Consider the following 18,143-nt stretch of genomic DNA (forward strand, 5'->3'; position numbering starts at 1 on the left):
TGCGACAGAGGGCGGGTGGGCCGGTTCGGTGGTGGCGGGGTGCCGTCCCACCCCGCCACCGCTCCGGACGCTCAGCGCACCGTCACGACCACGCTCGAGGACATGGTCGCCCCGAGGCTGTCGGTGACGGTCAGCCGTGCGGTGTACGTGCCCTTGCGGGCGTAGGTGTGGCTGGTGGACGCGCCGTGCGCGACGGCGGCGTTGTCGCCGAAGTCCCACGCGTAGTCCGTGATGCTGCGCCCGGCCGCCGGCGAGGCTGTCCCGGTGAATGCCACCGCCAGTGGTGCGGTGCCGGTGGTGGGCGTCGCCGAGGCCGACACCGTGGCGTCGGTCTGTTCACGCACCCCGGCGCCGTTGAAGCGCAGCCAGTCCAGCGTCATCAGGTCGGGCGTGCCGCCCGTCTGGTTCGGGTTGACGAAGACCAGGTAGAGCGTGCACGTCCGGCCCGGATCGGTCAGCTCGACGGTGGGTGAGACGAGGTTGTCCCAGCCGCCGGTGCCGGCGATGGTGGCCCGGCCGAGGAGCTCGCCGGTGGGAGAGTCGGCTCTGACTTCGATGTCGCCGCCGCTGCTGCCCGAGGCGACGCCGAGGGTGACCGAGTCGACGTTGCGGAGGTTGACCGGGCTGAACCTGATCCAGTCTCCGTTGTCGATGTCACCGATGCGCTTGCCGGCGCTCGCGGTCGCCCGGTCGATCACCTGGATGCCGCTCTGGCCGTCGAAGTGCTCGGCCTCCTTGCTCTTGGTCTGCAGCTCCACCCGGGTCGAGCCGACCAGTGCCGGTGCTCCGGCCGCCCCGCCGTCGGTGTATTGCGCGGTGAGCACGGTGTAGAGGTTCTGTCCCGGGCCGTGCCCGTCGCCGCCGTTGCTCTCGGTGACCGCGACGCCGGTGCATCCGACGTAGTTGTCCAGCGGGTGCGTGTGTGAGTCGTGGCCGAGCTGGGTCTGCACGACCACCTTGGCGCAGTCGATGCTGTTCTCCTCCGGGTCGGTGACCGTCACCGTGTACGGGATGCGGTCACCGAAGTCGAAGAAGGCGCCGTCGGGGACGCTGAGGGTCACCGTCGGGCGGGTGTTGCCGGCCGTGATTTCCTGTACGGCGACGGCGGTCTGCCCGTTGGTGGCGGTGACGGTGAGCCGGGCCGTGAAGCGTCCCGGCGTGCTGTAGGTGTGGCTGGGGTTGGCGGCGGTGGAGTCGACGCTGCCGTTGCCGTCGAAGTCCCAGGCGTACTGGACGGCGGTGCCGTCCGGCCCGCTGGTGCCGGCGCTGGAGAAGGCGACGGTCAGCGGCGCGGGTCCGCTGTCCTTGTCGACGGTCAGCTTGGCCACGGGGGGCCGGCTGTTGGCGACGTAGTCGATGCGGTAGATGCCCGCGCCCTCGTTGCTGCCGCCCCGGCCGCTGCCGCTGCCGGCGCCGAAGTCGATGACGTAGAGCGAGCCGTCCGGCCCGAACTCCGCCTCGAACGGCTGGATCCACGACATGTTGCCGAAGAGCCCGTTGATGGACTGCAGGTCACCGACGTTGGTGGGGCCGAAGCGGGGATCGTTGAAGGTCTGGGCGGTGGAGTGGATCGACAGTGTCTTGAACCACCTGCGGGTCAGCTCGTAGACGATCCACTTGCCGTCGAAGTACTGGGGGAACTTGGTCAGCCGCTTGTTGGACGGGTCGTAGTCGTAGACGGGTCCGCTCATCGGGCCGCCGCCGCCCGTGCCGAGTTCGGGGAACTGCGGGGAGGCCGAGTAGGCGTACCAGACCAGGGCCGGCTTGGCCGCCGGGAGGTTGGTCAGGCCGGTGTTGTTGGGGGAGTCGTTGACCGGCGCGGCGCAGTCGAACTTCGGCCCGGAGGTGGAGGTGGCGAAGTCGTAGTCGTTGAACGGGGTGTTGTTGCCGATGCAGTAGGGCCAGCCGTAGTTGCCGGCGCTGGTGATCCGGTTGAACTCGACGGTCCCTTCGGGCCCGCGGTTCGGGTTGGCGGACCGGGCGTCGGGGCCGTAGTCGGCCACGAGCAGCGCGTTGGTCTTCGAGTCCACGGTGATGCGGAACGGGTTGCGCATGCCCATCGCGTAGATCTCGGGCTTGGTCCTGGCCGTGCCCGGGGCGAAGAGGTTGCCGTCCGGGATGGCGTACCCGCCGTTGGACAGGGGCTTGATCCGCAGGATCTTGCCGCGCAGGTCGTTGGTGTTGCCGGCGGTGCCCTGCGCGTCGTAGGCGCGGCGGCCGGCCCGCTCGTCGATGGGGTTGAAGCCGCTGGACTCGAACGGGTCGGTGTTGTCGCCGATGGCGGCGTACAGGTTGCCCTGCTTGTCCATCGTCAGCGAGCCGCCCATGTGCGAGTTGGCGCGCGCTTCACCGCGCCAGGTGGGGATCGTGAGCAGCCGCTTCTCCGAGTCGAGGCTGACGCTGTTGCCGTCGACGGTGAACCGGGACAGGTTCAGCTGCTTCTCCACCCGGTCGGACCAGAGCAGGTAGATCCAGTTGTTGTTCGTGCCGAAGTGCCGGTCCAGGGTCATGCCGAGCAGGCCGTCGGACTGACTGGTCTGCTCGGGCGTGTAGGCGAAGTCCAGGAGGGTGGTGACCGCGAGGCTGTCCTGGTTGACGACTTTCAGCGCGCCGGTGCGTTCGATGTAGAAGACGCGGCGGTCCGGTGCCACCGCCAGTTCGAACGGGTCGGAGAGGTCCTGGTTGACCAGGGGGATCCGCTCGAAGTTGTCGGTCCTGGTGGCGCCGCAGTCACCGGGGGCGGCGCCCGCCGCCCATTTGATGCCGCCGAGGAGGTGCTGGAGGAAGGCCGGCTCCTGGAACGACGAGGAGCTGTGCCCGCCGGCGGTGAACCAGGACCGACCGCCGTCGTAGTTCTGGCACCACGAGTAGGCGTGGTCGATGCCCTCGTCCAGCCCGGGGATGCCGTCGCGCACCTTGATCTGGGCGAGGGTGTGGACCTTGCCGGTGGGGTTGGTCCGCCAGTTGTACCACTCCTCGCTGCGCTCCCACAGCTCTGGGAGGTTCTTGGTGGATGGGTGGGCGTGGTCGAGGACCTTGATCCGGCCGGGGAAGGTGCCGCCGGTGCCGGAGAAGTCCGGGTGGTGGTCGAAGATGGCCCCCACCAGTCCCTCGTACCAGGTCCAGTCTCGCTCGCTCGCCGAGGCGGCGTGCAGGCCGACCCAACCGCCACCGTCGCGGATGAACTTCTGCAGCGCGGCCCGCTGGTCGGCGTTGAGCAGGTCGCCGGAGGCCGGGGTGGAGTTGGTGTTGTTGAACACGAGGGCGTCGAACCGGGCGAGGTTGGCGTCGTTGAAGGCGGCCGCGTCCGTGGTCGCCTCGACGGCGAAGCCGTGCTGGTCGCCGAGTTGTTGGATGGCGGCGAGGCCGGCGGGGATGGAGTCGTGATAGAAGTTCGTGACCTTGGAGAAGACCAGTACCCGGAAATCGGTGGCGGTGCTGGATTCGGCGGCGGTCGCTGCCGTGCTCGGCAGCACGAGTGCGACGGCCGCGAGTAGGGCGAAAAGTAGCGTGCGTTGGCGTCTCATACACGCGCTCCTCAACGGGGGGACGGTGGTAGGAAAGCGCTTTCACGTTGCCTGCACCCTACGAGATCTATTTCCATGGGTCAATATTTGGAGGGGCCCATATTTCGGGTGAAGGTGTCTCGACGAGAATTCTGGCGGCGCGGCGCCCGCTGCGGTTACTCGCCCTGCGGGTGGCCGCTCAGCGCCACGACCTGCGCCGCCGCCCTGGGGAGCGGGCGCGGTCAGCCGACGCGAGGGCGGCGGATGCCGAGGGGACGGCGGGATGCTGGCGATACCCCCGACCATTTCGACGGGGCCGCCAAACGGCGTGGAAAATATGCGATCGCCGGTGCCGTCGAGTTCCTTTTGCACAGTTGAATGCCCCCTCCGTCGAGGGAGCTGGCCGGGTCGATTATCTGCTCCGGGTCGGCCAACTGAGTGGCCGCAATATCGTGGTAGGTGAACACCAGGGCCGGCAGTTCCGGCAGCGCGGCAGAATGGCTGGTCCGCCCGCCGGCCCTGGTGTCCGTCAAGGCTCCTTTCCGGGGTTCGTCAGAACCGCACGTTGCGCAGGTAGCGGTAGCCGACCTCGGCCGTCCGCTGGGGCGTCACATCGGGGGTGTCGTTCTCGACGATGTACTCCTGCACGGAGTGAGCCCGGAAGATCCGGGCGAAATCGATCATCCCGGTGCCCAGGTCGGCCATGTCGCCGTCGGACGCGTGCCGGTCCTTGACGTGGTACTGCAGGACCCGCTGCGGCGCGGAGCGAATGACGTCCAGGGTGAAGCCCTCGGGGTCGGCCACGCCGTCGCCGGAGTTGATGCCGCCGGTGACGGCCCAGTAGATGTCGACCTCCAGGTGCACGAGCTTGGGGTCCAGCTCCGCGGTCAGCACGTCCCAGGGGCGCTTGCCACCACCGAGGTCGATGGTGAACTCGTGGGCGTGGTTGTGATATCCGTAGCGCAGGCCGGCCTCGGCTGCCGCCGCGGCCTCGACATTCATCTGTTCCGCCCAGCGCTTCCAGTCGTCCTCGCGCTCGGAGTACAGGTACGGCACCACCAGGTAGGACTGGCCCAGCGTGGCCGCGTTCTGGATCTTCTGCGCCAGGCCGGCGGCGTTGTCGCTGATCCCGTCGTGGCTGGAGCTGGCCTTGATGCCGATGCTGTCCAGGAACCGGCGCAGCTCGGCAGCGGTACGACCGAAGTAGCCGAGGGCCAGCTCCACCTTCGGGTAGCCGATCCGGGCGAGGTCGGTGAGGGTCGCGTCGTAGCCCGGCGCGCCCCACAGCGCGTCACGTACCGTCCACAGCTGGATGCTGATCAGGCCCGGTGGCACCTGCGACCGTCCGGTGGGGCGGGTGGTCGCCGCCGCAGCCGTCGCACCGATCCCCGTCGACGCCAACCCGACACCGGCCAGCGCCGCCAGCGACCCGCGCAGCAGGCTCCGCCGGTCCATGACGGACCGCCGCAGCGCGGCCTGCCCGTCGTATCCGTAACACATGGTGACTCCTTCAATGGGGTTACTTCGAGGGAACCAGGACGACCTCGTCCGATCCGGTCAGGGCGGGCAGCCCGCTGTCACCCGGGTCGGTGTAGGACGCCACGAACACGGCGGTCAGGTTGTCCTTCTCCGGGTCGTGGCCGGACGGCACCGTCGTCTGGATCGAGCCGGTGCAGCCGTTGGCGGTGGTCTGCGGGTGGCCGTGCGAGTCGTGGCCGAGGATGTACGTGACGCTGACCCGGGCGCAGTCCACCGGCTGGTCGTCGGTCACCCGTACCTCGAACTGCACGGTGTCGCCGAACGTGAACGGCTGGCCCGCGACGGGCTTGACCAGCTCCACCACGGGTTCGGCGTTGCCGACCACGACCCGGACCGACGCGGCGGCCGAGAGCCCGCCGGGGTCGCTCACCTTGAGCGTGGCGTGGTAGAGGCCGTTCTTCTGGTACGTGAACGTCGGGTTCGCCACCCGCGAGTCGACCTTGCCGTCGTTGTCGAAGTCCCACGCGTACGACAGCCGGTCGCCGTCGTAGTCCGTGGTGCCCTCGCTGGAGAACGTGACCGTCAGCGGCGCGAGCCCGTTGGTGGGCGTGGCCGATACCTGAGGCACCGGGGTGTGGTTGCCCGTCCAGCCGATGTAGTCGATCCGGGCCAGCTGCGCGTCCGGGTTCTCGCTGAAGAAACCGTCGCCGTACTCGAGCACGTAGAGCGCGCCGTCGGGACCGAACTCCAGGTCCATCGGGTTGTCGAAGGTGAACGAGGGCAGCACCGGCTCGATGCCGGTGAGGTCACGGCTGGCGTTCAGCCGGAAGCCCTTCACGTAGTCCCGCGTCCACTCGTGGAACAGCGGAACGCCGTCGTAGTAGGCAGGCCACGCCACCGGGGCGCGGCCCCGCGTGGTCGGGAAGGAGAAGTGGTACGCCGGCCCGGCCATCGGCCCGATGCCGCCGGTGCCCAGCTCCGGGAACTGCGCAGAGGCGCCGTAGCCGTACCAGACGTCCGGCTGCTGCACCGGCGGCAGGTCGCGCAGGCCGGTGTTGTGCGGCGACTCGTTGATCGGCGCGGAGCAGTTGAACGGTTGCCCGGACCGGCCGGTGGCGAAGTCGTAGTCCACGTACGGCAGCTGCGCGGTGGCGCAGTAGGGCCAGCCGTAGTTTGCGGCCTTGCGGACGGCGGCCCACTTGCCGTGCCCGGCCGGCCCGCGCAGCGGATCCGCTTCCCCCGCGTCGGGTGAGTAGTCGGCGACGTAGAGCTCGTCGGCCTGGCGGTCGAACTCGATCCGGAACGGGTTGCGCAGGCCCATCAGGTAGATCTCGGGCCGGGTCTTAGGCGTGCCCGCCGGGAAGAGGTTCCCGTCGGGGATGGTGTATCCCCCGCCGTCACGCGGCTTGATGCGCAGGATCTTGCCGCGCAGGTCGTTGGTGTTGGCCGAGCTGCGCTGCGCGTCGTACGCCGGGTTGCGGCCGGCGCGCTCGTCGATGGGGGTGTAGCCGCCGGACTCGAACGGGTTGGTGTCGTCACCGGTGGACAGGTACAGGTTGCCCTTGGCGTCGAAGACGATGTCCCCGCCGACGTGGCAGCAGATGCCCCGGTCGACCGGTACGTCGAGGATCTGCTGCTCGGTGGACAGGTCCAGGGTGTCCTTGACCAACCGGAACCGGGAGAGCCGGATCGCGCCCTTGAACGGCGCGAAGTCCGCGGCCGTGCCCCAGGCCGGCGCGTCGCCCTCGTTGACGTTCGGGGTCGACGGGTCGTCGACCGGGGTGTTCATCGGCGGCGAGTAGTAGAGGTAGACCCAGTTGTTCCCGGCCTTGCCGAAGTTCGGATCGATCGCGACGTTCTGCAGGCCCTCCTCGTCGTGCCGGTAGACATCCAGCGTCGCGGCGAGGGTGTTGCGGCCCGAGGTGGGGTCGTGCAGCCAGACCTCACCCGCTCGGGTCACGTGCAGCACCCGGCTGTCGGGCAGCACGGCGAGGTCCATCGGCTCGCCCGGGTGGTCGTTGAGGGTCACCTTCTGGAAGCTCGACTCGGGGGGCGCGCCCGTGGTGCCGGGCTCGGCCATCGAGACGGCTGGTGTGGCGACGAGGGCGGTTGCCGTCAGGCCCGCTACGGCGAGCGCGAGTCGTCTCTTCATCTGCCGCTCCTTTGAGTGAGGACTGGTCGGGGCAGGTCGGGGACGTACTGCTTGTTGTTCTCAGGGGACGGATCCGGGCGGTTGGGCAGCGCTGCGCCGCCCGGCACGGCGTCGACCAGCGCTGCCCGCGGCGTACGCGGCCAGCTGCGCGGCCGGTCGGTTTACATCGACGAAACACGTGGTGGCCGACGCTACAAAACTAATGTCGATATGTCCATAGCTTTCACCTGCCAGGCGCTGACTTTCGTCACGTCCAGACGAAAGTCGGTGTGGCTATTGGGTTTCCCGGCGAGCGAGGAGGTCGGGCGGGAGCCCGATCAGCGGCGCCGCCAGTGGATCGGCAGGCGCTTGACGCCGCGCTGGAAGTTCGACCGCAGATAGGCGGGCGAACCCGCGTACGTGATGCTGGCGGTGCGCGCCAGGAGGGCCTCGAACAGGGCGCGTAGCTGGCACCGGGCCAGGTGCGCGCCGAGACAGAAATGCGGTCCGTGGCCGAAGACGAGGTGCGGGTTGGGGCGGCGGGTGAGGTCGAGCCGGTCGGCGTCGGCGAAGACGCGTTCGTCCCGGTTGGCCGACGCGAACGAGACCACCACCTTGTCCCCGGCCCGCACCGGCACCCCGCCGACGGCGGTGTCCGTCGTGGCGGTACGCCGGAACACCATCACCGGCGTCCACCAGCGCAGCAGCTCGTCGACGGCGGTGTCGAACAGAGCCAGGTCCCGGCGTAGCCGCTCCAGCTCCGCCGGGTGCTCCAGCAGGGCGATCATCGCGCCCGGCAGCCCGTTGCGGATCGTCTCGTTGCCGGCCACGGCGAACAGCCAGAACATGTTCTCGAACTCGTCCACCGAGAGCCGGTCGTCGCCCTGCTGCCCCAGCAGGATGGACATGACATCCGGTCCCGGGTCGCGGCGCTTCGCCTCGGCCAGCAGGTGCGCGTACACGTAGAGGTCGGCCATGCCGGCCCGGGTCCGTGGATCCGGCATCCGGCCGTCGGCGTCCGGGGCCGGTCGGTGCCGCAGCGCCTCGCGGGCCGCGGCGGTGCCGGCCCGCGGGTCGAACGCGGCCGACACCGCGTAGTCCGGATCCTGGAAGCCGATCACCCGGTTCGACCAGTCGTACAGCAGCCAGCGGTCGGGCTCCGGCACCCCGAGCACGTCCGCGAGCGTGAGCAGCGGCAGGTCGGCGGCGAGATCACGGGCGAAGTCGCAGGTACCCTCGTCCGCGTCACCCAGCACACGCTCGACGAGCGCCGCCGCGTTCGCACGGATCGACGCCTCCAGCACGGCAACCGCCCGCGGGGTGAACGAGCGGGCGACCGGGCGACGCAGCCGGCCGTGCTCCGGCGGGTCCATGTTGAGCATCATCCGCCGCACATACCCGAGATCCTCCGGCTTGGCCGGGTCACGGATCTGGGTGGCGCCGAGCCAGGACGAGAAGAGCCGTGGCTGCTTGAGCACGTCCTGCACATCGGCGTGCCGGAGCACCAGCCAGAAGCCCGGCCCGCCGGGCAGCCCGAGCAGCGGCGGCTCCTCGACCCACACCACCGGGCTGGCCGCGCGCAGCTCGGCGAGCAGGTCGTACGGGACGCCGTCGACGTAGGTGCGGGGGTCGACCAGGGGCGCCGAATCGGCGGTCACTGCCCGAGGAACTCCTCGAGCACCGTGGCCAACCGGACCGGGGTCTCGTACATCGCGTAGTGTCCCGCGTTGGCGAGCACCTCGAGCCGCGCGTTGGGGTAGTGGCGCAGCCAGGTCTCGCGCATCGTGTCGGCGCCCAGCGCCGGGTCGTGCTCGCCGACGACGGCGAGCGCCGGCACCGGGTTGCCCTTCACCTCGTCGGTGAAGTCGGTACGCGCCCAGGCGGTCAGGTATGCGCCGAACGCCTCCGGGTTGGAGTGATCGAGGGAGAACCGGACCATCTCGTCCAGCCAACGGCCGGACAGCCGGTTGCCGGTGGTGAGGTCGATGATGGCGCGCCGGTTGGCCGGGTTGGCGGCCGCACCGTCGAACAGCGCCCAGCCCTGCAGGTCGAAGGGCACCCCGCCGGCCGGGACCGGGCTGATGCCGACGAGGCGTTCCACCCGCCCGGGGGCGTCGGCGAGCACCCGCTGGGCAGCACTGCCGCCCATGGAGTGCCCAACCACGGAGAACGTGTCCCAGCCGAGGGAGTCGGCGAGCGCCAGGGCGTCGCGGGAGATCTCGGCGATCGTGTGCTCGCCCGCGACCGCCCTGCGCGCCCCGTACCCGCGGTAGTCCAGGAACGCCCAGGTGAAGCGTTCGGTGTCGATCAACTCCGGCAGCCAGCCCCAGCCCTGCGCGGACCCGAACCACCCGTGCAGGGCCAGCACCTTGCGGGGGCCGTGACCGAGGCTGATCGGACCGGCGCCGGAGTCATCGGTGCTGCTGTGGCTGATCGTCATGGCGGCGACCCCTTCCGCGGTCGCAACGCCGCGACCGAGGTGAACGACCGGACAGCCAGCAAGGCGGACGCTGGCGATGTGAAGCGACCGTAACCTGCGCGTGGACCGAACGGAAGAGTCGCCGACGGCCGGTCGAGCGTCACGGCTGCCGGGGGTGCGGCGGCCGAGCCGGAATTCGAAAAGTTGACATGTTCGGGTTGCCTACCGCCGGCCTGGGAGGTAGGCAGGAGGTCCACACACGCCGATCGCGGGAGCGCACGTGAGACCTCGGGCCATCCTCACCACGACCATCGCGCTGGGCACGCTGGTGGCCGGGACCGCAGTTCCCGCGCAGGCGAAGCCGGCCGACCCGCCCAAGGAGCCGGTGGCCGTCGGTTACGGCGGCGCGATGTCCACGGTGGATGCGACGGCCACGGCCGTCGGGCTGGACGTGCTGCGGCGCGGGGGCAACGCGGTCGACGCGGCGGTCGCCGCCGCGGCGACCCTCGGCGTCACCGAACCGTTCTCGGCCGGCATCGGCGGCGGCGGCTTCTTCGTCTACTACGACGCGAAGCGCGGCCGGGTGCACACCATCGACGGCCGCGAGGCGGCACCGGCGTCGATGACCGAGACCAGCTTCGTCAACCCGGCCACTGGGCAGCCGTACCGGTTCGACGAGGCCCGGATCAGCGGGCTGTCGGCCGGCGTGCCGGGCACGCTGCTCACCTGGCAGGACGCGCTGGATCGCTGGGGCACCCGATCACTGGCGCAGATGCTCAAGCCCGCCGAGCGGGTCGCCGAGGACGGCTTCACCGTCGACGAGACCTTCGCCGGCCAGATCGCCGGGAACCAGGCCGCGTTCGGGCAGTTCAGCTCGACCAGCGCGCTGTACCTGCCCGGCGGCCAGCCGCCGGCGGTCGGCAGCACCTTCCGCAACCCGGACCTCGCCGAGACGTACCGGCTGATCGCCAAGCAGGGCACCGACGTGCTCTACCGGGGCGAGGTCGGCCGCGACGTCGTTGCCACCGTCCAGCACCCGCCGGTGGCGGCGCAGCCGGTCGGCTCGTGGCCGTACCCGATCCGCCCGGCCGGGATGACCTCCGCGGACCTCGCCGCCTACCGCACCCGCTTCCCCGAGCCCACCCGGTCGGACTACCGCGGCCTCGAGGTGTACGGCATGTCCACCCCGTCGAGTGGCGGCACCGCGGTGGGGGAGGCGCTCAACATCCTGGAGCAGTTCGACCTGCGGTCGATGACCCCGGCGCAGGCGATGCACCGCTACTTGGAGGCCAGCGCGCTGGCGTTCGCCGACCGCAACCGGTACGTCGGTGACTACACCCAGCCGAACGTGCTTCGCGAACTGCTCAGCGACGGGTTCGCCAAGGAACGGGCCTGCCTGATCGCCCCGTCGGCGGCGCTGCCCAAGCCGGTCGCACCCGGCGTTCCCGACGGCGCCTACGGCGGCTGTTCGGCGGCGGCGGTCGCCGACACCCGCGACGACCGCAAGAGCACCACCAACCTGACGGTGGCCGACCGGTGGGGCAACGTGGTGGAGTACACGCTGACCATCGAGGCGACCGGCGGCAACGGCATGGTCGTACCCGGTCGGGGATTCCTGCTCAACAACGAGCTGACCGACTTCAACTTCGCGCCGACCCAGGGCACCGCGCCCGACCCGAACCTGCCGGCGCCGGGCAAGCGTCCGCGCAGTTCCATGTCGCCCACCATCGTGCTGGCCGACGGGCGGCCGTTCCTGGCGGTCGGCACGCCCGGCGGCGCGACGATCATCACCACGGTCCTGCAGATGCTGGTCAACCGGATCGACCTGGGCATGACCCTGCCGGAGGCGCTGGCGGCGCCGCGGGCATCACAGCGCAACGGCGCCAGCACCCAGGCCGAGCCGGCGTTCATCACGGCGTACGCCGGCGGCCTGCCCCCGGGTCACGCCTTCTCACCCACCGAGGAGATCGGTGCCGCGACCGGTATCGAGTTCCTGAACGACGGCCGGATGGTCGCGGCGGCCGAGCCGGTCCGCCGGGGCGGGGGCGCGGCGGCGGTGGTCGGCCGCTGGGGGCGCCCCTGAGGGGTACGGACCGGATCCGCTCTCAACGCCCGAGAAACCGGAGGATCGCGTCGCGAAGCAGTCGGTCCGGGTCGCGCGGTCGAAGGTCAGGGTCGGTGAACGGGGGACCGGCGACGAGCTGCGCCAGAACTGCGGCGAGTCGCTTCCGGTCCGCGGGCAGCGTCGACCATGCCGAGTCGGGTAGGCGCAGCACGTTCGAGAGCAGATCGCCTGGGTAGTAGTCGCCCTCGGCCAGGGGATCGCGGCGCAGGACCTGCATCGCGATGGGCAGCAGAGCCGGCACGCCGATCTCCTGGCCGAGCATGATGCGCAGATCTTCGACCGTGAACCCGGCCAGCGGCTTGCGTCGTAGATCCCAGCAACGCCTGACGAGGAACGAGGCGTCCGGACCGGGATCCGGCCACACGTCGAACTCAAGCTGCTCGATGGTGGTCACGGCGATCAGGTTAGTCAACCGGGGTGGCCCCGTAGCGGCAGGCGTCGGCGGGCTCGCCTTAGCTGGTCGTTAAGTAACGGCCCATTCGGTTCATCCGGCGGGCGGCGCCGGGCAGACTGGATCAATGCCCGCCGCCGGTCCGCTCACTCCCACGTTCCGCCGCCGTCGTACCCAGGCGCTCGTCGCCGTGGTCGCCGCGCTCGCCGTGGTGCTTGGGGTGGGCGCCTGGTCGCTGCGGGATCGGGTTGGCGGTGCATCGGTGGCGGGCGACGTCGCTGCCTCCGGTCCGGCGTCCGGCACGCCGGTCTGCGCGGGCCGGCCGGTCCGGGCTCCCCGGGAGTTGCGCGGCATGTGGATCACGACGGTGAACAACATCGACTGGCCGAGCCGGCGCGGGCTGCCCGCCGAGACGGTGCGGGCGGAGTTCCGGGGCTGGCTGGACCTGGCCGTGCGGCGCAACCACAACGCGGTGTTCGTGCACGTGCGGCCGAGCGGGGACGCGCTCTGGCCGTCCAGGTACGCGTCCTGGTCGGAGTGGCTGACCGGGAGCCGCGACGGCCGCGACCCGGGCTGGGACCCGATGGAGTTCATGGTCGCCGAGGCGCACGCCCGCAACCTGGAGTTCCACGCCTGGTTCAACCCGTACCGGGGTGGGCAGCCGGCCACGGTGGGCGGGCCGGGCCCGCGACTGGACCAGCTCGCCCCGACCCATCCGCTGCGCCAGCACCGCGACTGGGCGGTGACCTATCCCAGCGCCGACCGGCCCGGCAGTCGCCTCTACTTCAACCCGGGGATTCCGGAGGCGCGCACGTTCGTCGAGGATTCGATGCTGGAGGCGGTCCAGCGGTACGACGTCGACGGGGTGCACTTCGACGACTTCTTCTATCCGTACCCGGAGGCCGGGCAGGACTTTCCCGACGGCGCGGCGTTCGCCCGCTACGGCCGGGGGTTCGCGGACAAGCACGCCTGGCGCCGGGACAACGTGAACACGCTGGTCCGGGAGATGAGCGAGCGGATCAAAACGATCAAGCCGTGGGTGAAGTTCGGCATCAGCCCGTTCGGAATCTGGCGCAACAAGCGCTCCGACCCGGCCGGCTCGGCGACGGCCGGTTTGCAGAGCTACGACGACATCTACGCGGACACCCGACTGTGGGTACGGCAGCAGTGGCTGGACTACGTCGTGCCGCAGCTTTACTGGCAGATCGGGTTCGGCAAGGCCGACTACGCCAAGTTGCTGCCGTGGTGGGTGGCGACGGTGCGGGGTACCCGAGTGCAGCTCTACATCGGCCAGGCCGACTACCGGGTGGGCGAACGCGGCGCCTGGCGTGACCCGGCCGAACTGGACCGCCAGCTCGCCCTCAACCGGCGGCACGGAGTGAGCGGGAGCGTGCACTTCAGCGCCAAGCAGGTGCGTGCCGACAAGCTCGGGGCGGTCAGCCGGTACAGCGAGGCGCACTACGCCGGTCCGGCGCTGGTGCCCACGATGGCGCAGCTACCAGCAGCGCCACCGGCCGCGCCCGCGGTCACGGGCGTACGCCGTGCGGACGGCGGCGGGGTGGCGCTGACCTGGCGCGGGGACGGTGCGACGAGCTTCGCCGTCTACCGGGTGGACGGCGACGCGGCCCGGCTCGTCGGCACCGCCCGAGGTGACGGCTGGGTCGACCGCACCGCCCCGGCCGGCCCCTCCCTGTCCTACTGCGTGTCCGGGCTGGACCGCAGCGGGAACGAGGGCCCGCTGAGCGCGCCGATGTCGGTCGCCGCGAGGTAGAAGACCTGAGGATCTCTTACTTGGCGCAGAAGCGGGCCATGCTGAACGGCGGACCGGGTGGCGCGGTGGGCCGCCAGACCGGGTTCAGCTGGATCGCCAGGGCGGGGGCATGCCAGGCATCCCCCAGTTGCTGGAGCGGGCCGAACTCGCGGCGGGGGTGATTGACGTTCGCGCCGGCGAGGAAGCTGATTAGCACGTCGTCGGTGCCCTTTCGGCCGATGATTCCCGCGTGGAAGGTCGGCACCTCGACCACCGGGATTTGGAGCTTCTGGCCGGGTGGGGCCTCGGCGGCGCTCACCGTCGGCAGGAAGGCGACAACGCGTACGCCCGGGACCGGGCACAGGATCTGGTAGCGGTAGAAGGTCGCCCCGTCCAGCAGTGAGCGGACGAACGGCTCGTCGGGTGTGCTGGCGGCCCGGTTGCCGATGGTCGTCACCTTGAACATCACCCGCAGCAGCCACCCGGCGGCCAGCCCCCAGCCGGCATTGGCCTCCGGTGGGGGATAGTAGGTTCGTCCGGCGCGGACCAGCGGGCTGAACATCGCCAGCGCCCGCACCGGAGAGTCGGGCCGGTCCCGCAGGTAGGTGCGGGCCACCATCACCCCCTCGCTCCGTGCGACCAGGGCGATCGGCCGTCCGGTCCGCCGGTGGAGCGTCTCGATCTGCGCGGCGAGCAGCTGTGAGCTGGACTCCAGCGACCGGTGGGTGGCGTCCGACCGGTACGGCATTGGACGGCCAGCTGAGTCCAGGCCGAGGTAGGAGAACCGCTCCAGGTTCGGATCCGCTGTGGGCCGGCCGTCGTACGCCGAGTCGTGCCCGTCGAGCACGATCACCGCGTAGGGCACCTGCGGCGGTAGCGGCTGGTTGAGAATCGGCGCCATGAGGGTGTTGGCCTGGTTGCGGGGCTGGGAGATCACCTGCGACGCCAGCGGAACGGCCAGGGCGAGCACCACGACGATCGGCACGACCGGCATCCGCGCCCAACGTACCCGCTGTTGCAGGACGGCCGCGCGCACCGTCTGCCGCCAGAGCAGACCGTTGAGCGCGCCGGCGGCGACGGTGACCACGGGCGTCCACACCTCCGGAGTACGCCACACCAGCCCGCCGAGAACGGTGATCACCACGAAGTCGAGCAGCGACCAGCCGACCAGTTCGACCGACGGCAGCCCGCGCCACCATCCCGGGCCCACCGACATCCGCTGCAGGAAGGGGGCGAGCAGCAGCATCGGAATCAGGGCGGAGAACAGGAACCAGGACAGCGAAACCACCGACGCGGCTATCGCATAGGCGGCGTACGGCAGGACGAGGACCGCTCCGAACGCCGCTACCCCGACGTTGCGCAGGAGCAGCGCCCGGTACGCCGGCCGTGGGCTGCGCGCTGGCCAGGCCAGGCTGACTATCGTCGCGGACAGCAGCCCACGCAGCGCAATCAGGGCCAGCAGGCCGGAGCCGAACATGAGCCAGGAGTTGTGGTAGACCAGCAGCCAGCGCATGTCGTGGTAGGAGTCGTACGGCCAGACCGCCGTACTCTGCGGCGCCAGCCCCTCGGCCGTGATGAACCCGACCAGCACTAGCACGAGGACCTCCGCCACCGGGACCGCCGCGGCGATCCCGAGCAGCGCCAGCAGCCGCCGGTGCGTTGGTCGCACGGGTTCTCCTCCGGTACGTGCGGCTCTGCGCCGAGTCTCCCGCGTTTGCCAGTTGCATTGGGGTAAACGATCAGATCGGTCCCTCCGTCGCCCCGGCGTACCGGTGGTCTGCCCCGGCGGGGCGTCGCCGGACGCCAGCCGGCCCGCCGCCGGCCGGGGTCGGCTCGACGATGACCACCTGGATGCCCTTGTCGCGGAACTTGGCCACCTCGTCGGCGGGCGCGGAATCGTCCGTGACGAGGGTTCATCGCGGCGGCATCACCGCCCACGCGTGGAAGGGCGCCGCGGCGAGGCCGGCGACTGGGACGTCCTCGGCAACGGCTACGGCAACCAGACCGGCCTGGCCATCACCAACCTGCAGGGCCAGTACGGCGGGACCGCAGCGACGTCGCGGCGGCGTGCGCGGCAGCCGGAGCACCCCGGCCGGTCGTGGCGCAGCAGCTGTACAACCTGGTGGCCCGCCGCATCGAGGACGAGTACGTCGAGTACGCGCGGACCCACGAACTGGCCACCGTCGTGTACAACCCGCTCGGCGGTGGTCTGCTGACCGGCCGGCACTCGTTCGACGCGGTGCCGGTCCAGGGCCGGTTCGGCAGCTCCGCGCTGTCGGGCATGTACCGCGACCGGTACTGGAACCGGCCGATCTTCGAGGCCGGGGACGCCCTGTCGCGTATCGCCGACGGCGCCGGGATCCCACTGCCCGAGCTGTCGCTGCGCTGGCTGCTGTCCCGGGAGGTGGTGTCGGCGGTCCTGCTCGGTGGTTCCAAGCCGCAGCAGCTGCGCGACAACATCCGGGCCGAGGCGCGCGGGCCGCTGCCGCGCGACGTGCTCGACGCCTGCGACGAGGTCGGCCGCGTCCTCGCCGGCCCGATGCCCGCCTACAACCGGTGACCCGACCAGGAAGGACCATCGTGACCATCGAGCACCCACCAGCCGCCCGGCCCACCGCCCGCGCCTTCACCGCCCGGCTCCGCCGCCGCGAGCGCGCGCTGGGCTACTGGGTGATCATGGACTCGCCGGTGTGCACCGAGCGCATCGCCCGGCTGGGCTACGACTACGTCTGCATCGACGCCCAGCACGGACTGGTCGAGTACGGCGGGATCCTGCGCGCTGACCGCGATCGACGCCGGCGGCGCCTCGGTGGGGATGGTGCGGGTCGGTGCGAACGACCCGTTCCACATCGGCCAGGCCCTCGACGCCGGCGCCGCCGGGGTGATCGTGCCGCTGGTCAACTCGGCGGACGACGCGGCGCGCGGTCGCCGCGGCGACGTACCCGCCGCGCGGCGTCCGGTCGTACGGGCCGATGCGTTCGGCGCTGCGGGCAGGCCCGGTGCCGGCGGAGGCCGACGCGTCGGTCGCCTGCCTGGCCATGATCGAGACTCCGGAGGGGTTGGAGAACGTCGAAAAGATCTGTGCCGTGCCCGGTCTCACCGGCGTCTATGTCGGCCCGTCCGACCTCTGCCTGGCCGTCGGCGGGGCCTATCCGGGAGACCCGGCGGTGGCGGAGGTGCTCGAGGCGGCGCTGCGGCGGATCAGCCGGGCCGCCGCCGACGCGGGCGTGGCCGCCGGCATCCACACCACAGCCGGTCAGGACGCCGCCCGCCGGCTGGCCGAGGGCTTCACGTTCGCCACGGTCTCCTCGGACCTCGTACACCTGGAACGCGCGGCGGCCGACCACCTGCGCGCCGCGGGCGGGGGCGCGGTGAGCGCCCCCACCTCGCTGGCCACCGACTGGCTGGTGCGGACCCGGCCGGACGGCCTCGGCGAGGCATACCTGCCCACCCAGACGGTTTAGTCCCACGCGGCCAACCTGGCCGTGCTGCCCGACGGCGACCTGGGCTGCGTGTGGTTCGGCGGCACGCAAGAGGGGGTGGCCGACAACGGCGTCTGGTTCTCCCGCCTGCCGGCCGGCACCGACCGGTGGAGCGATCCGGTGCCGCTCAGCGACGACGCCACCCGCTCCGAGCAGAACCCGGTGCTGTTCGCCGCGCCGACCGGCGAGCTGTGGCTGCTGCACACCGCGCAGCACGCCGGGGACCAGGACACGGCAGTGGTCCGCGCCCGCGTCTCGGTCGACTCAGGCCGCAACTGGGGGCCGATGCGAGAGTTGTTGGCCTCCCCGCACGGCGGCCTCTTGTGCGGCAGCCCCCGGTCGTCCTGCCGTCCGGGCGGTGGCTGCTGCCGGCGTTCGCCTGCCCACGGCTCGCCGGCCGGGCGTGGAGCGGGGAGCACGACATGAGCAGCGTGTGGTTCTCCGACGACGGCGGCAGCTGGCGGGAGTCGCCCGTGCCGGCGTCGACCGGACTGGTCACATGAACATCGTGCCGCGGCCCGGCGGGACCTTCACTGCCTACTTCCGCAGCCGCTGGGCCGACCACGTGTACCGCAGTACCTCCCCGGACGGGATCACCTGGGAACCGCCGCACCCCAGCTTGCCGAACAACAACTCCTCGATCCGGGCGGTCGCGTTGCCCGGCGGCCGGACCGCCCTGGCGTTCAACGTGATTTGGCGAGGAATCCCGGTCCTTCAGGACTCCGTTGGGAAATGGCTGAAGGGGGATTCTTCATCCGATCTGGGCTGCGAGGTGGGTGAGGTGGCTTGTTCTGGTCTGGCCCAGGGGGGGTTTCGGTGAGCCACGCGTCTATGCGGACCAGGTTGACTGCGCTGGCCGT

At 70.9% G+C, this 18,143-nt stretch carries 14 protein-coding genes and 1 pseudogene; 6 read left to right on the forward strand and 9 right to left on the reverse strand.

All coding sequences use genetic code 11. The features are described 5' to 3' along the window. Nucleotides 1–71: 71 nt before the first annotated feature. The 5 genes from ACY34I_RS31255 to ACY34I_RS31275 all read right to left on the reverse strand — a co-directional run bounded on the left by ACY34I_RS31255 (nt 72) and on the right by ACY34I_RS31275 (nt 9,556). Nucleotides 72–3,527 carry a ThuA domain-containing protein gene (locus ACY34I_RS31255; RefSeq protein ID WP_462758747.1) on the reverse strand — a complete coding sequence of 1,152 codons (3,456 nt, stop codon included), beginning with the start codon at nt 3,525–3,527 and terminating at the stop codon, nt 72–74. 531 nt (nt 3,528–4,058) lie between these two features. After that, nucleotides 4,059–5,006, reverse strand: coding sequence for a sugar phosphate isomerase/epimerase family protein (locus ACY34I_RS31260; protein WP_462758749.1), 948 nt, complete (start codon nt 5,004–5,006; stop codon nt 4,059–4,061). A 19-nt stretch (nt 5,007–5,025) separates the two neighbouring features. Further along, the gene (locus ACY34I_RS31265; RefSeq protein ID WP_462758751.1) at nt 5,026–7,137 is read right to left on the reverse strand and encodes a PQQ-dependent sugar dehydrogenase; all 2,112 of its coding nucleotides are present in this window, start codon (nt 7,135–7,137) and stop codon (nt 5,026–5,028) included. 317 nt (nt 7,138–7,454) lie between these two features. Next, nucleotides 7,455–8,774: a cytochrome P450 gene (locus tag ACY34I_RS31270; RefSeq protein ID WP_462758753.1), complete on the reverse strand. Its 1,320-nt coding sequence runs from the start codon at nt 8,772–8,774 to the stop codon at nt 7,455–7,457. Next, nucleotides 8,771–9,556 carry an alpha/beta fold hydrolase gene (locus ACY34I_RS31275; RefSeq protein WP_462758755.1) on the reverse strand — a complete coding sequence of 262 codons (786 nt, stop codon included), beginning with the start codon at nt 9,554–9,556 and terminating at the stop codon, nt 8,771–8,773. Before ACY34I_RS31275 ends, ACY34I_RS31270 begins: the two co-directional genes overlap by 4 nt. 259 nt (nt 9,557–9,815) lie before the next feature. On the opposite strand from ACY34I_RS31275, the gene ggt reads away from it, so the two are divergent. Then, nucleotides 9,816–11,618 (forward strand): gamma-glutamyltransferase, encoded by a 1,803-nt coding sequence (ggt, locus tag ACY34I_RS31280; RefSeq protein WP_462758757.1) that lies wholly within the window; start codon nt 9,816–9,818, stop codon nt 11,616–11,618. A 22-nt stretch (nt 11,619–11,640) separates the two neighbouring features. On the opposite strand, the gene ACY34I_RS31285 is transcribed toward ggt, so the two are convergent. Next, nucleotides 11,641–12,054: a contact-dependent growth inhibition system immunity protein gene (locus tag ACY34I_RS31285; protein ID WP_462758759.1), complete on the reverse strand. Its 414-nt coding sequence runs from the start codon at nt 12,052–12,054 to the stop codon at nt 11,641–11,643. A gap of 124 nt (nt 12,055–12,178) precedes the next feature. On the opposite strand from ACY34I_RS31285, the gene ACY34I_RS31290 reads away from it, so the two are divergent. After that, nucleotides 12,179–13,822 (forward strand): glycoside hydrolase family 10 protein, encoded by a 1,644-nt coding sequence (locus ACY34I_RS31290; protein ID WP_462758761.1) that lies wholly within the window; start codon nt 12,179–12,181, stop codon nt 13,820–13,822. A gap of 16 nt (nt 13,823–13,838) precedes the next feature. On the opposite strand, the gene ACY34I_RS31295 is transcribed toward ACY34I_RS31290, so the two are convergent. Together ACY34I_RS31295 and ACY34I_RS31300 are read right to left on the reverse strand one after the other, a co-directional pair. Further along, nucleotides 13,839–15,470, reverse strand: coding sequence for a lipase family protein (locus tag ACY34I_RS31295; RefSeq protein WP_462758763.1), 1,632 nt, complete (start codon nt 15,468–15,470; stop codon nt 13,839–13,841). A gap of 70 nt (nt 15,471–15,540) precedes the next feature. Then, on the reverse strand, nt 15,541–15,678 hold the full coding sequence (locus ACY34I_RS31300) for a hypothetical protein (protein WP_462758765.1): 138 nt from the start codon (nt 15,676–15,678) through the stop codon (nt 15,541–15,543). 92 nt (nt 15,679–15,770) lie between these two features. On the opposite strand from ACY34I_RS31300, the gene ACY34I_RS31305 reads away from it, so the two are divergent. Next, nucleotides 15,771–16,361: an aldo/keto reductase gene (locus tag ACY34I_RS31305; RefSeq protein WP_462758779.1), complete on the forward strand. Its 591-nt coding sequence runs from the start codon at nt 15,771–15,773 to the stop codon at nt 16,359–16,361. Here the strand turns inward: ACY34I_RS31305 and ACY34I_RS31310 are convergent. Further along, nucleotides 16,349–16,702, reverse strand: a complete 354-nt coding sequence (locus ACY34I_RS31310) for a hypothetical protein (protein ID WP_462758767.1) — start codon at nt 16,700–16,702, stop codon at nt 16,349–16,351. The genes ACY34I_RS31305 and ACY34I_RS31310 overlap by 13 nt on opposite strands. A gap of 17 nt (nt 16,703–16,719) precedes the next feature. Here ACY34I_RS31310 and ACY34I_RS31315 point away from each other — a divergent pair. From ACY34I_RS31315 to ACY34I_RS31325, 3 genes and pseudogenes are all read left to right on the forward strand, one after another. Continuing rightward, a pseudogene (locus tag ACY34I_RS31315) lies at nt 16,720–17,265 on the forward strand (aldolase/citrate lyase family protein); the annotation flags it as partial. Between the two features lie 21 nt (nt 17,266–17,286). Further along, a complete protein-coding gene (locus tag ACY34I_RS31320; protein ID WP_462758769.1) occupies nt 17,287–17,709 on the forward strand; it encodes an exo-alpha-sialidase in 423 nt (140 codons plus the stop codon). A gap of 7 nt (nt 17,710–17,716) precedes the next feature. Further along, the gene (locus ACY34I_RS31325; protein WP_462758771.1) at nt 17,717–18,103 is read left to right on the forward strand and encodes an exo-alpha-sialidase; all 387 of its coding nucleotides are present in this window, start codon (nt 17,717–17,719) and stop codon (nt 18,101–18,103) included. The last annotated feature ends 40 nt before the right edge of the window (nt 18,104–18,143 follow it).

The organism is Micromonospora sp. RTBAU3-60, assembly GCF_054963695.1.

Excerpts from the sequence above, each read along its gene's own strand:
- ACY34I_RS31255 (WP_462758747.1), bottom strand. The coding sequence starts at position 3,527 with ATGAGACGCCAACGCACGCTACTTTTCGCCCTACTCGCGGCCGTCGCA.
- ACY34I_RS31260 (WP_462758749.1), bottom strand. The coding sequence starts at position 5,006 with ATGTGTTACGGATACGACGGGCAGGCCGCGCTGCGGCGGTCCGTCATG.
- ACY34I_RS31265 (WP_462758751.1), bottom strand. The coding sequence starts at position 7,137 with ATGAAGAGACGACTCGCGCTCGCCGTAGCGGGCCTGACGGCAACCGCC.
- ACY34I_RS31275 (WP_462758755.1), bottom strand. The coding sequence starts at position 9,556 with ATGACGATCAGCCACAGCAGCACCGATGACTCCGGCGCCGGTCCGATC.
- ACY34I_RS31290 (WP_462758761.1), top strand. The coding sequence starts at position 12,179 with ATGCCCGCCGCCGGTCCGCTCACTCCCACGTTCCGCCGCCGTCGTACC.